Raw genomic sequence first — 12,843 nt, 5'->3', positions numbered from 1 at the left:
CTTGGCTACACTGCGCGCTCTTCACTTCATAAGCTGACAGACATGATTCGCTTGATTATGTGGATCGCCCTGATCGTGGCGGCCATCTGGTTCTTCAAACGCCTGACCAAAGGCCCTGCCCCACGCCCGAAACCCGCAACGCCTGAACTCGACGCTGCGCCCATGGTGCGTTGCGCGCAATGTGGCGTGCACGTCCCTCAAGATCGCGCGCTGAGCCAGAACCAGAAATGGTATTGCACCGAAGCGCACCGTTTGCAGGGTCCCGCTGCACGTGACCGCTGACAGCCTTTCGCTGACGACACCTCAGGCACAACGCATCCTGCGGCTGTATCACCTCTATCGTCTGAGCATCGGCGTGCTGCTGGTGCTGCTGATCTCCAGCAGCCTGGATGCCGAACTGCTGGAGCTGGCCGATATCGAGCTGTTCCGGATCGGCTGTTGGCTGTATCTGGTGTTCAACATCCTCGTCGTGGTGCTGCTCGAACGCCCAAGCCGCCAGGGGCAACTGTTCTCCCTGGCCATGGCCGATACGCTGATGCTGGCGGCACTGTTCTATGCCGGGGGCGGGGCGCCGAGCGGCATTGGCAACCTGATCATTGCGTCGGTGGCGATCAGCAATGTGCTGCTGCGCAAACGAACCGGGCTGCTGATTGCCGCGCTGTCAGCCATCGGCATCATTTACCTGACCTTCTACATCAGCTATCACAAGCCCTCTGCCGCCAATCATTTCGTGCAGGCCGGCTCGCTGGGTGCCCTGTGCTTTGCGGCGGCCCTGCTGGTCCAGGCCCTCTCACGCCGGCTGCAGCTCAGCGAAGACATCGCCGAACGCCGCGCCGCTGACGTCGACAACCTTGAAGAGCTCAACGCATTGATCCTGCAGCGCATGCGGACCGGCATTTTGGTGCTCGACGAAGAACACAAGGTGCTGCTGGCCAACCAGAGCGCGCTGAATCTGCTGGGCCACGAGCGCCTGCTGGGCGAAATCATCGATGTTTACTCGCCGCAGTTGGTCGAGCGCCTGGGTCAGTGGATGGCCAACCCGTCCATGGCACCGCGCAGCATCACCACCTCGGCCATTGGCCCGGTGCTGCGTCCGGGGTTCATCGCCCTGGCGCGCGGCAGTCATCGCCATACGTTGGTATTTCTCGATGACCTGTCGCAGATTTCCCAACAGGCCCAGCAGCTCAAACTGGCCGCGCTGGGCAGACTGACCGCCGGTATCGCCCACGAGATCCGCAACCCGCTGGGCGCCATCAGTCACGCCGCCCAACTGCAGCTGGAATCCGAGGAACTGACCGTTCCGGACCGGCGTCTCAGTCAAATCATTCACGATCAATCGCGGCGGATGAATCTGGTGATCGAGAACGTTCTGCAGTTGTCTCGTCGACGTCAGACCGAGCCCCATCTGCTCGACCTCAAGCAGTGGCTCGAGGCGTTCGTCCGCAACCTTGGCGATGAGCTGACGGCGGGACAAAGCGTGCATCTGGACATCGGTGCAGGCGTGCTCAGTACGCAGATGGACGCGGAACAGTTGCAGCAAGTGATGAGCAATCTGGTGCAAAACGGTTTGCGCTATAGCGGCCAGCTGCACGAACACGCGCAAGTTTGGCTAAGGTTGTTTCAAGCACCGTTCAGCGAACTGCCGACGCTGGAAGTTCTTGACGACGGGCCGGGCGTTGCCGAAGAGCATCTCGCGAAAATCTTCGAGCCCTTCTTCACCACCGAAAGCAAAGGAACCGGCCTGGGCCTGTACCTGTCGCGCGAACTGTGCGAAAGCAATCAGGCGAGCCTCAATTACACACCACGGGAAGGTGGCGGAAGCTGCATGCGAATTACCTTCGCCCATCCGTTCAAGCTGAGCTGAACATGAGCCCACGGCAAAAAATTCTGATCGTCGACGATGAGCCGGACATTCGTGAGTTGCTGGAAATCACGCTCGGACGAATGAAGCTAGACACCCGCAGCGCGCGAAACGTCAAGGAAGCCCAAGAGTGGCTGGCCCGCGAAGCGTTCGACCTGTGCCTGACCGACATGCGCCTGCCCGATGGCAATGGCCTGGAGCTGGTGCAGCACATTCAAAAGCGCCACAACCAGGTGCCGGTGGCGATGATCACCGCCCACGGCAGCCTCGACACAGCGATCCATGCCCTGAAAGCCGGCGCGTTCGATTTTCTGACCAAGCCTGTCGACCTGACGCGATTGCGTGAGTTGGTGACGAGCGCTCTGCGCCTGCGTATTGCGCCTGCTGAAGACAACCGCATCGATAACCGCCTGCTCGGCAGCTCGCCACCGATGCAGGCGCTGCGCAAGCAAATCGCCAAACTGGCCCGCAGCCAGGCGCCGATTTACATCAGTGGCGAATCGGGCAGCGGCAAAGAATTGGTAGCCCGGTTGATTCATGAGCAAGGCCCGCGCGCCGAACAGCCGTTCGTGCCGGTCAACTGTGGCGCAATCCCGTCAGAGCTTATGGAAAGCGAATTCTTCGGGCACCGCAAAGGCAGCTTCACCGGCGCCCACGAAGACAAGCCCGGGCTGTTTCAGGTTGCGAACGGCGGGACCCTGTTTCTCGATGAAGTGGCTGACCTGCCGCTGGCGATGCAAGTGAAACTGCTCCGCGCGATCCAGGAAAAATCCGTTCGCGCCATCGGCGGCCAGCAGGAGCAAGTGGTGGACGTTCGCGTGCTGTGTGCCACCCACAAGGACCTCAATCAGGAAGTGGCGGCCGGGCGTTTCCGTCAGGATTTGTACTACCGGCTGAACGTCATCGAGCTCCGCGTACCGCCCTTGCGCGAGCGCCGCGAAGACATCGAAGAGATCGCCAACAGCGTGCTGCGTCGCCTGACTGAATCCGCCGGCGAGCCTGCCACCCTCCTCCCGCCCCATGCGCTGGCGGCGCTCAAGGGCTATCGTTTTCCTGGCAATGTGCGCGAGCTGGAAAACATGCTCGAACGGGCGTACACGCTGTGCGAAGACGATCAGATCAACACCGCAGACCTGCGCCTGGCCGAGCCGTCACGCCCCACCGAGCAAGACGGCCCGAGCCTGGCCGACATCGATAATCTGGAAGACTATCTGGAAAGCATCGAACGCAAGCTCATCCTGCAAGCGCTGGAAGAAACCCGCTGGAATCGCACGGCGGCCGCGCAGCGTTTGAATTTGACCTTCAGGTCGATGCGCTATCGGTTGAAGAAGTTGGGGTTGGAGTGATGAATTCGACGACGTAGGCTTGATAAGTCCCAAAAAGGGACCTATCGTTCCCTTTTTGAGACTTATCCAGACAAATCCCTATGAACATCGGCGATGCGCTCTTCACCACGACTCAGCAACGAGTGCTGGGCCTGCTCTTCGGCAATCCGGAGCGGAGTTTCTATACCAACGAAATCAGTCGCTGGGCCCAGGTCGGCAAAGGCAGCACAACTCGTGAGCTGGAGAAATTGCACTCAGCAGGTTTGCTGACCGCAACCCGCCAAGGCAACCAAATCCATTATCAGGCGAATTCTGAAAGTCCGGTGTACCCCGAACTGGTTGGCCTTGTGCGCAAAACATTCGGCATCGCCGATCACCTCCGAGTGGAGTTGTTGCCTTTCGCAGACCAGATTCAGCGAGCGTTTATTTACGGCTCGGTTGCGAAAGGGACCGCAAACACATCCAGCGACATAGATCTGATGCTGATCGGTGAAGGCGTCAGCTACAGCGAAGTGATGGAGCGTATGATCCCGCTCGAAGAGATGCTGGGCAGACCCATCAACCCGACGCTCTACACGCCATCGGACTGGAAAGCGAAGCTCGCCACAGGCAACAGCTTTGTGACCCGAGTGGCAGAGCAGGAGAAGATCGACATCATCGGAAGCGATTAGGGAGAACCCACGGAATGGGCAACGAGCCTTTGGCGAACTTGGTACGCACCGGGGGATTGAAAGCCGAGCCTGCTGACAAGAACGAATGTATCGGACTGGTCCGCTCGGCGCTTGATAGGCTGTTGGACGCTCATAATTCCGCGCTTTCATACGCCAGCCGTTTTGATCTGGCCTATAACGCTGCACACGCACTGGCGCTGGCGGCAATGCGCCTGAAAGGATACCGGTCAGACCGCCGCTATCTCGTGTTTCAGTGCCTTCCACACACGCTGAATCTGGATAAAGTGCGGGTAAGGCTCTTTGCGCTTTGCCACGAGCGCAGAAACCTCGCTGAATACGAAGGCTACATGGATATCGATGATGCGCTGCTCGCGGAGCTACTCACGAGTACCGAAGCACTTCGAGGCCTACTGGCGTCGGAGATGGCCGCTCATGGTTTCAGTCTCCCCTCTGGCGCATAAGGCGCCGCATCAATAATCGGCCTTTCCCCCACCAGCAAATCCGTCAGTAACTGACACGACGCCGGCGCCAGCACCAAGCCGTTGCGGTAGTGGCCGCAGTTGAGCCACAAGCCTTGATGATTCGGCACAGGGCCGATGAAAGGAATGCCGTCAGGCGATCCCGGCCGCAGCCCTGCCCAGTGCCCGACCACGTGCGCATCCGCCAGAGCCGGGATCAGTTCGATCGCCGAAGCTTTCAGGCTTTCCAGAGCATTTTCAGTGGGTGTCTTATCAAAACCTTCGTGTTCGAGCGTGCTGCCGATGAGGATATGTCCGTCACGCCGGGGGATGGCGTAACGGCCTTTGGCGAGGATCATGCTCGGCAGAAAGTCGGCGGCGCACTTGTAGAGGATCATCTGCCCTTTAACCGGTTCGACGGGCAGCGCCAGCCCCAGCTTGCCGAGCAGATCGCCGCTCCATGCGCCTGCCGCCAGCACAACGCTGTCGCCGAGCACATCGCCCTCGTCTGTCGTGACTCCCAGTACGCGATCACCTTCGCGCACAAAGTCGATGACCTGGCAGTGCTCGCGAATCACCACATTGGACAACGCCAGCAGTGCCGCCTTAAGCGACTTGACCAGGCGCGGGTTGCGCACGTTGGCGACGTCGGCCATGTGCACCGCACGTGAATATCCGCCGCCCATGACGGGAACGGCGTCGTACACCGCAGAAATATCCACCGATGTCAGCGGACGATTCATAAGCGCCGCCCACTTGAGGGCCTCGGCTTCGTCGTCCAGATCCAGCCAGTAAAGGCCAGTCTTGTGTACTTGCGGGTCGATGCCGGTCATTGCCAGCAAGCGCTCGGCGAGCTGTGGGTAAAAATCCTGGGACCAGTGCGAGAGTGCCGTTACGGCCGGGCTGTAGCGCCACGGGTAGAGCGGCGACACGATGCCGCCGCCGGCCCATGAGGATTCCTGACCGACTTCGGAACGGTCGATCAGCGTTACGCTTCGGACTTTGGAGGCGAGGTTGAAGGCGGTCAGGAGGCCGATGACGCCGCCGCCGATGATAATGATGTGTTGCCTGGACATGCTGAACCCAACCACCCACGGATAATATGCGCCGCAGTCCGCTCGTCAGATAGCAATCAACCTGACGCGAAAGCGGCCGAAGAAATACTGTATGCCACCGGTCCGCCGAAAATTCCCGGACATCTACTACTTAGCGACTTCGGAGCTGCGTAGTATCACCATATTTCAACGCAAAAAATGGAATTTCCTTGATGGATCTCAGCTCTGGTCTAACGCGCCCGAATCCGCGTCGCAGCTGGCAATGTCCTGACAAGGGCATGAGCGGCGGGTTTACGTTGATCGAGTTGATCGTGACCGTGGTAATCGTCGGTATTTTCGCGGCCATTGCGGTGCCGAGTTTCGTTGGCTTGATTCACCGAAGTAACGTGAGGGCCGGGGCCGATGAGCTGTATGACCTGCTGCAATACGCTCGGGGCGAAGCGGTGACCCGAAGCATGGTTGTGACCATTGCTGCCCCCGGAAGCAGTAGCGCCAACTGGGCTGGGGATCTCTCGGTTAAAACGACTCAGCAAACGCTGAGACAGATTGGCGCCTCTGGGCTGCAGGCCGGTATCACTATTGCTACCGCAGTGGGCAGCATTGCTTTCTCGCCGACGGGCACGTCATCTGCGACTACCTGCTTCCAGGTTTCATACGCCAGTGACGCCTCCGTTACACCGCAATTTATCTCCGTGCAGTCCAGCGGACGGGTAACACCTCCCGCCTCGACGCGCCCTGGAGGGTGCTGATGGACGCTGGCTTCGCGCCCGGTCGTTCAGCGGGTTTCAGCATGATCGAAGTCCTGGTCAGCCTGCTCATCACTGTGGTGGGCGTGCTTGGGATGGTTGCCCTGCAAAGCAAGGCCATTCCCTACACTCAGGATTCTGTCCAGCGCAATACTGCGATCATGCTGGTGGACGATCTCGTCGAAATCATTCGCAGCGCACCCGCGGATTGCACCACCGCCAACTCATGCCTGAAGGCGCCGGGCTCTGCGTTTCCGGATCCCGCTGCGGACTGCACACCGTCACCTTCAGCGCTTTCCGAGCAGATCGGTTGCTGGGCATCACGTGCACGCACCCTGTTGCCAAGCGCCGACACCAATAGCTTCTACATCTGCAAGACCCCCACGCCAGGCGACGTATCGGCCTGCACGACCTCAAGCACAACGAACGTTGACCTGGAGATTCAGGTTGCCTGGACGGTCAAGAACGCCGCGGACTGCATGACCGGCGCCAGTCTCACTACGCCAGGCACCTGCACCTACCGCTTGAGGACACGCATCAAATGACAGTGAACGCCTTACCTAACCGGCAGGAAGGCCTGTCACTGATCGAGCTGATGGTCGCGATGGTCATCGGGCTATTTCTGATCCTCGGCGTGACTCAGATTTTCATCAGCAACCAACGGACCTATCTATTCCAGCAGGCACAGATGGGCAATCAGGAAAACGGCCGATTTACCTTGGCCATCCTGAGCCAGGAACTGCTGAAGGCAGGGTACCGCAGCAGCCTCGGCGCAGAGATTCCCGCTGACAATTCCATGAATGGCTGCAATTTCCCCCAGGGTGCCTCCGTCGTAGCACTATCCGAATCGTCCTTGTGCATTCAATATCAGGCCACCAGCAAACTCGACGTCACTTGTCAGGGAACCGCTTTGGCGACGGGGGACAGAGACAGCATCACCACGCCCTATTCGGCGAAGCCGGTGCTGGCCACAGTACGCCCGAAAATTGTCGAGAAAATAGTCTTCGATTCCGGCAGCAAGGCCATTACATGCACCAGCGGCGCCACCACTCAGCAACTGGTGAGCGGCGTTCAGGATCTGCGTTTTGAATATGGATCGGACCCCTCTGACCCGAAAGCTGTCAGCAAATTCAGCACCTCCGCGCCGACCGGGACCATTGCGGCGGTGCGCTACAGCGCGTTGATGCAGAGCTCGGGCACACCAACGATCCGCGACTCTACCACCGATATTTCACCCGCTTTGAAAGACTGGAACGGGCGCTATGGCACCAGTTACAACGATACGAAAGGTATTTATCAAATTGTGCAGGGGACCGTCATGATCCGGAATCAGATGCCATGAAGCCCCCGATCAATACACTTGCGCGCTGGCAACACCGCAACCAGACCGGCGCCACGCTTCTGGTGGCGTTGATGATGCTGTTGATCATCACGTTGCTTGCACTTTCCAGCATGCGGGGGGTGTCGCTCGAATCCCGGATCACCGGTAACCTCAGGCTCCAGAAGACCCTGACCAACGCCGCCGAAGCGGGGCTGCGAATCGGTGAACTGAGCATCAACCAGTGGCAATGCACTGCGATCGCCGGCAATACGAACAAGCCCTGCATGCGTATCCCGACGACCCTGACAAATGGCGACTATTTGCCGGCATTCAACGCCGCCAACATCGCCAATATCAACCTGGTTACTACTTATCAATACAATCCGGTCACCGGCAATAACGTCGAGATTGAATGGTATGTAACCGATCTGAAGTTCCTGGACGGTCAGACGCAGAATAATTGCGCGCTTCTGGCCAGAGACTGCGGCCGTCACTATTACGAAATCACCGCCTGCGCTTCCAACGTCAGATGCTCCAGCGACACAACCACGCAACGCGTCATCCTTCGCACGGTTTTTGCCGTTTCCGACTCTTAAGTGCCTGCCAGACAGTGAACGACCATGAATAAGCCAATCACGCTCAGCAGTTTCATCGTTGCACTGGCCTGTCTGATCCTGCTGCCGTTCGGCTTGGCGCACGCTGCCGTGAGCCAGGTTCCCGCGCAGCTGCCGCTGTTCCTGAACAACTCCGTACCGCCGTTGAACATGCTGGTGGTGGGCCGCGACCATAAATTGTTTTTCCCTGCCTATAACGACGCCTCGGATCTGGACGGGGACGGCTCAATCGATATTCGTTACAAGCCTTCAATCACTTACCTGGGCTATTTCGACTCACTCACGTGCTACAGCTACAACAATGGTTACTTTTCGGCGCAGTCAAAAACAACGGTTGCCAACCTGAAGAAATGTCCAGGCAGCTGGAGTGGCGATTACCTTAACTACCTGACGACCTCACGCGCTGATGCGCTGCGTAAAGTGCTCTATGGCGGCTATCGCGAGGTGGACACCACCTCGCAGACCATTCTTACCCGCGCCTATATTTCGACCGACGCACACACGTGGGGCAAGGAATATTCGAGCCGTACAATCGATGGTTACGACCTGTCGGATTACACGCCACTGTCGAATCCCAGTGCGGGCAACTACACGCTCTTCGCCAACAACACGCAAAGCAGCGCGCCGTTGCTGCGTGTGCTGTCCAACGTGTCGAACATCCGCATCTTTGGCTGGGTATCCCGGGAAGTGACCCAGGGCGGGTCCAAGGCAACCAACACCAGCTTCAGCGACGTAGATGTTTCGCCCACCAGCTATCAGGTGCGGGTCGAGGTCTGTAAATCGGGCTTTATCGAAAGCAATTGCAAGCTCTATCCCAATGGTACCTACAAACCCACAGGCATCCTCCACGACTACGGTGAAGGCAACCAGATGTATTTCGGGCTTGTGACGGGAACCTACCAGAACAACATTCAGGGCGGCGTGGTCCGCAAAGCGATGGGCAGCTTCTCTGCCGAAATCGATGCCTCGACCGGCATCTTTGGCACACAGGACAGATATGGCAACTACGTAAAAGGCGCGATCATCGGCACCTTGGACGGGCTGAGGCTCAGTACCACCGGGTGCAATATTTACGTGACCCCGATGCCGAACGCGAACTGCCCAAACTGGGGGAATCCGCTTGGCGAAATGATGTTTGAGACCATGCGCTACTTCAGTGGCGAGACCACGCCTACTGCCAACTATAAATCCGGGAATGCTGACACCAGCGGTGGCTTGAGCCTGACCAGCGTCACGACGTGGAGCAACCCTTACTCGGCGACACCGAACGCAGCCGCCACACCGCCGACCTATCCGAGCTGTTCCAAACCATTCGGGACACTTTTCAGTGACGTCACCCCTAGTTATGACTCCGACTTGCCTGGCAGCAAATACACGATAAACGCCGCCCCGGGCAGTTCCGATGCGCTGAAAAACCTGGATGTTAGCGCCCTTGGGCAGACAATCTGGAACACCGATGTGGGTGGCAGCAAAAACATCAACATCGGCCAGACATTAAGCGCTAGCGATCAGGCGCCGACTGCAAAAGTGGCGTCCAGTCTGGGCGACATCAGGGGATTGCCCGAAGAGCCCACCAAAGAGGGCACGTTCAACGCGGCAGCGGTGGCTTATTTCGCCAATACCAACCCGATCACGTCACTGGGTAACCAAAAGGTCCAGACATTTTCCATCGCGCTCTCATCGACACTACCGCGGATTCAAATGCCCGTCGGTACGGGCTCAATCACGCTGGTACCATTTGGCAAAGTGGCAAGCAGCGGCATTACCGAGCAAATCACCGGCTTTTATATCGATTCGCTGTACAACATGACAGGCCAGCCCACCAACGCCAATATCAACGGCGGCCGGGCGCAGGCGGTTTTCCGGGTGGTGTTCGATGACTGCGGTCAGGGCTGTGATTACGACATGGACGCCATCGTGCTCTATACCGTCGCGGTCAACGCCCTCGGCACTCTGGATGTGACGCTGCAGACCGTCTACTCGGTATCGGGCGCCGAGTCGCACATGGGCTATACCATTTCCGGCACCACCACCGATGGTATTTATCTGGAGGTGACAGGGGGGGCCAACGGCAACCTTCACTACTCGCTGGACACGCCCGGTACGAGACTTCCCGGTGCATGCGCGACATCCACCGCGACCTGCAACAACACGGCCGACCTGCTGCCGGGACGCAAAGACCAAAACCAGGCTGTGCTTCCTTTGACTCGCGGAGATACTCACACGCGAAGATTCGTTGCCTCGCCAACGACCTCCATCACCAACCTCCAGGATCCATTGTGGTACGCGGCCAAGTGGGGCGGCTTCGGCGGCCCGACCAACACCAGCAGCAGCCTGCCGGTGGCGGGACAGTGGGATTCGACAAAATCGGGCACACCCAACAATTACTTCCTGGTGACCAACGCTTCGACGCTCAAGCAACAGCTCGACGCCGCCTTCAACCAGATTCTGCAAACCAATAACTCGGTGGCGACACCGGCAGTGGTCCCTGCGCTCGGCACCAGCAACGCGGCCGCGACGTATTTGAACAGCCTCAATGTCGCCACCTGGAGCGGCGACCTAATCAAGACCACTACCACGATCAACAAAGCGGACGGCAGTACCAGCAGCGTACAGAACTGGTCTGCCTCGCAGGTAGTGCCTACATGGAGTTCGCGCAACATCCAGATGGCAGGCACGACCACTAACGGCCTGCAGGCGTTCACCTATGCCAACCTGGCGAACCGTACCTACGCCGGCATCAACTTGCAGACGACATTGACGTCTGACCAAGTGGACTTCGTGAAAGGCGACACTAGTAAAGCGACCTCCACCTATCGCCGCCGTGCCTCGCTCATCGGTGACCTGGTCAACTCCTCGCCAGTGGTGGTGGACACAGCGCTCTATGACGCTACCGTTGCCGATACGCTCGACGGACAGAGCGGCGCCTACGGAACGTTCCAGACGACCCAGAGCACCCGACGCGGGCAAGTTTACGTCGGTGCCAATGACGGGATGCTGCATGCGTTCGACACCCTGACCGGCGTCGAAAAATTCGCGTTCATCCCCACGGCAGTGATCTCGAACCTGAATGCGTTGACCAACAAGGACTACAACTCCAACTCCGCCCTTCACCGTTTCTTCGTCGACAGCACGCCGGTCGTCGCAGACGTTTACTTTGGCAGCGCCTGGCACACGATTCTGGTGGGCACGCTGGGTGCTGGAGGACGGGAAATCTTTGCGCTGGACGTCACCAATCCCGACAGCATCAGCCTGCTCTGGGAGTTCACGTCACAGAACGACGTGGATCTGGGCTCAAGTTTTTCCGTTCCTGTCATCGCCAAGCTGCACTCCGGTGAATGGGGCGTCATAGTCGGCAATGGCTACAGCGGCAACAACGGCAATGCATCACTGTTCATCCTCAATGCCGCCACAGGTGCCACGATCAGCAAGTTGACCACCTCGGTGACCGGCAACAACGGGCTGTCTTCTCCCGTGGTGCTGGATGCAAACGCCGACGGCTATGCAGATTACGTGTATGCCGGGGACCTGCTTGGCAATCTGTGGCGCTTTGACCTGATCGCAAGTTCGCTGACGGCAAACGCCACAGCGAGTAACTACAAAGTAGCGTTTGGCAACAAACCGCTCTACACCGCAACCGCGAGCGATACAGCAGGGGCCGCCGTGCAGTCCATTACCGCGCCGCCTACGGTCGTGGCCCACCCGACCGCAGCGGGAACGATCGTGTTGTTCGGAACGGGTCGCTACTTCGCGACGGCGGATAAGGCCAGCACCGACCTGCAGACTCTGTACGGCATCTGGGATAAACAAACGGTGGGCGCTGCAGCATCGTCAACGCCGACGTTGACGCGGGGCAGCCTTCAGGCTCAGACGATTACGTCCCAAGCCAATAACGTCAGTTTTGCGGGCACCAGTAACGATGTCCGCATCGTGAGTAATAACACGGTGGACTGGACCGCCAAGTCGGGCTGGTATCTCGACCTTGCTGTGGGCAACACGCTTCTGGGTGAGCGGCTGGTCGATCCGCTGGTCCTCAGCGGCAGCGTATTGTTTGCATCGACGAGGACCCCTGTCACCGACGTATGCAGCCCGGGCGTCACCGGATGGCTTTACGGCCTTAACCCGACCACCGGAGGCCGCACGACCTTTACCGTGTTCAACCTTCGACGCAACGGTACGATCTCGAGCGCTGACAACTACAACGACACCGTCGTCAGCGGGATGAGCATCAGTGCCGGGGGTGTGGACGTTGGCAGCATCGGCGGCAGCAAGTACGCCACCGACTCGAGCGGCGAACCCACTGCCGTCAACACCGGAACCGCTTTCAATGGCCGTCAGAACTGGCGCTTCATCCCATACACTCCATGAGGCTGTACTCAATGCATTCTGTAACACGATCTGAACGCGGCTTCACGCTGATCGAGCTGATGATTACCGTCGCCATCGTCGCTATCCTGGCCGCGATCGCGTATCCGTCCTACACCAAATACGTTCAGCGCGGTTATCGCTCCGAAGGGATCGTGATGCTCAACGACGCAGTGGCGCGAATGGAGCGGTATTACGCGCAGAACAATAGCTATTCGGCGAGTCTCACAGCTTTGGGTTTCGCCAGCGCGACGCCGGCCTCACAAACCGGCAAATACCAGTTGAGCGTAGCTGCGACAGCAACGACGTATTCATTTACCGCAGCCCCTCTGGGGCAGCAAATGCAAGATGCATGCGGTTCGTTGGCCATTGACCAACTCGGGAACAAAACATCAGCATCCGGCGCCGCTGAGTGTTTCAAATAGCC

At 58.7% G+C, this 12,843-nt stretch carries 12 protein-coding genes; 11 read left to right on the top strand and 1 reads right to left on the bottom strand.

The annotated features are described in order from the left end of the window. Positions 1–42: 42 nt before the first annotated feature. From IFT47_RS16330 to IFT47_RS16310, 5 genes are all read left to right on the top strand, one after another. Positions 43–282 carry a PP0621 family protein gene (locus IFT47_RS16330; protein WP_274598112.1) on the top strand — a complete coding sequence of 80 codons (240 nt, stop codon included), beginning with the start codon at positions 43–45 and terminating at the stop codon, positions 280–282. Further along, positions 272–1,864 (top strand): ATP-binding protein, encoded by a 1,593-nt coding sequence (locus IFT47_RS16325; protein WP_192173379.1) that lies wholly within the window; start codon positions 272–274, stop codon positions 1,862–1,864. The genes IFT47_RS16330 and IFT47_RS16325 overlap by 11 nt, the downstream gene beginning before the upstream one ends. A gap of 2 nt (positions 1,865–1,866) precedes the next feature. Next, on the top strand, positions 1,867–3,207 hold the full coding sequence (locus tag IFT47_RS16320) for a sigma-54-dependent transcriptional regulator (protein WP_192173380.1): 1,341 nt from the start codon (positions 1,867–1,869) through the stop codon (positions 3,205–3,207). Positions 3,208–3,287: 80 nt separating this feature from the next. Beyond that, complete coding sequence (locus tag IFT47_RS16315) at positions 3,288–3,857, top strand: nucleotidyltransferase domain-containing protein (RefSeq protein ID WP_192173381.1); 570 nt, start codon at positions 3,288–3,290, stop codon at positions 3,855–3,857. 14 nt (positions 3,858–3,871) lie between these two features. Beyond that, entirely contained in the window at positions 3,872–4,318 is a 447-nt protein-coding gene (locus IFT47_RS16310) for a hypothetical protein (protein ID WP_192173382.1), read from the top strand. Here the strand turns inward: IFT47_RS16310 and thiO are convergent. Further along, on the bottom strand, positions 4,288–5,391 hold the full coding sequence (gene thiO / locus IFT47_RS16305) for a glycine oxidase ThiO (RefSeq protein WP_192173383.1): 1,104 nt from the start codon (positions 5,389–5,391) through the stop codon (positions 4,288–4,290). The two genes, IFT47_RS16310 and thiO, sit on opposite strands and share 31 nt — an antisense overlap. A 191-nt stretch (positions 5,392–5,582) precedes the next feature. On the opposite strand from thiO, the gene IFT47_RS16300 reads away from it, so the two are divergent. The 6 genes from IFT47_RS16300 to IFT47_RS27885 are packed head-to-tail and all read left to right on the top strand — an operon-like array spanning position 5,583 to position 12,841. After that, a complete protein-coding gene (locus tag IFT47_RS16300; RefSeq protein ID WP_192173384.1) occupies positions 5,583–6,119 on the top strand; it encodes a GspH/FimT family pseudopilin in 537 nt (178 codons plus the stop codon). Then, the gene (gene pilV, locus IFT47_RS16295; RefSeq protein ID WP_192173385.1) at positions 6,119–6,661 is read left to right on the top strand and encodes a type IV pilus modification protein PilV; all 543 of its coding nucleotides are present in this window, start codon (positions 6,119–6,121) and stop codon (positions 6,659–6,661) included. Before IFT47_RS16300 ends, pilV begins: the two co-directional genes overlap by 1 nt. Then, positions 6,658–7,458, top strand: coding sequence for a PilW family protein (locus IFT47_RS16290; RefSeq protein ID WP_192173386.1), 801 nt, complete (start codon positions 6,658–6,660; stop codon positions 7,456–7,458). The genes pilV and IFT47_RS16290 overlap by 4 nt, the downstream gene beginning before the upstream one ends. Then, complete coding sequence (locus IFT47_RS16285) at positions 7,455–8,033, top strand: pilus assembly PilX family protein (RefSeq protein WP_192173387.1); 579 nt, start codon at positions 7,455–7,457, stop codon at positions 8,031–8,033. The genes IFT47_RS16290 and IFT47_RS16285 overlap by 4 nt, the downstream gene beginning before the upstream one ends. 24 nt (positions 8,034–8,057) lie before the next feature. Then, a complete protein-coding gene (locus IFT47_RS16280) occupies positions 8,058–12,419 on the top strand; it encodes a pilus assembly protein (RefSeq protein WP_192173388.1) in 4,362 nt (1,453 codons plus the stop codon). Continuing rightward, positions 12,416–12,841, top strand: coding sequence for a type IV pilin protein (locus tag IFT47_RS27885; protein WP_342367043.1), 426 nt, complete (start codon positions 12,416–12,418; stop codon positions 12,839–12,841). The genes IFT47_RS16280 and IFT47_RS27885 overlap by 4 nt, the downstream gene beginning before the upstream one ends. Positions 12,842–12,843: the final 2 nt, after the last annotated feature.

The organism is Pseudomonas sp. CFBP 13711 (assembly GCF_014842265.1).
Taxonomy (GTDB): Bacteria; Pseudomonadota; Gammaproteobacteria; order Pseudomonadales; family Pseudomonadaceae; genus Aquipseudomonas.
This window is presented reverse-complemented; position numbering and strand designations above follow the sequence as displayed.

Coding starts and splice junctions, on each gene's coding strand:
- IFT47_RS16280 (WP_192173388.1), top strand. CDS start 8,058: ATGAATAAGCCAATCACGCTCAGCAGTTTCATCGTTGCACTGGCCTGT.
- IFT47_RS16330 (WP_274598112.1), top strand. CDS start 43: ATGATTCGCTTGATTATGTGGATCGCCCTGATCGTGGCGGCCATCTGG.
- IFT47_RS16290 (WP_192173386.1), top strand. CDS start 6,658: ATGACAGTGAACGCCTTACCTAACCGGCAGGAAGGCCTGTCACTGATC.
- pilV (WP_192173385.1), top strand. CDS start 6,119: ATGGACGCTGGCTTCGCGCCCGGTCGTTCAGCGGGTTTCAGCATGATC.
- IFT47_RS27885 (WP_342367043.1), top strand. CDS start 12,416: ATGAGGCTGTACTCAATGCATTCTGTAACACGATCTGAACGCGGCTTC.
- IFT47_RS16320 (WP_192173380.1), top strand. CDS start 1,867: ATGAGCCCACGGCAAAAAATTCTGATCGTCGACGATGAGCCGGACATT.
- thiO (WP_192173383.1), bottom strand. CDS start 5,391: ATGTCCAGGCAACACATCATTATCATCGGCGGCGGCGTCATCGGCCTC.
- IFT47_RS16315 (WP_192173381.1), top strand. CDS start 3,288: ATGAACATCGGCGATGCGCTCTTCACCACGACTCAGCAACGAGTGCTG.
- IFT47_RS16310 (WP_192173382.1), top strand. CDS start 3,872: ATGGGCAACGAGCCTTTGGCGAACTTGGTACGCACCGGGGGATTGAAA.
- IFT47_RS16300 (WP_192173384.1), top strand. CDS start 5,583: ATGGATCTCAGCTCTGGTCTAACGCGCCCGAATCCGCGTCGCAGCTGG.
- IFT47_RS16285 (WP_192173387.1), top strand. CDS start 7,455: ATGAAGCCCCCGATCAATACACTTGCGCGCTGGCAACACCGCAACCAG.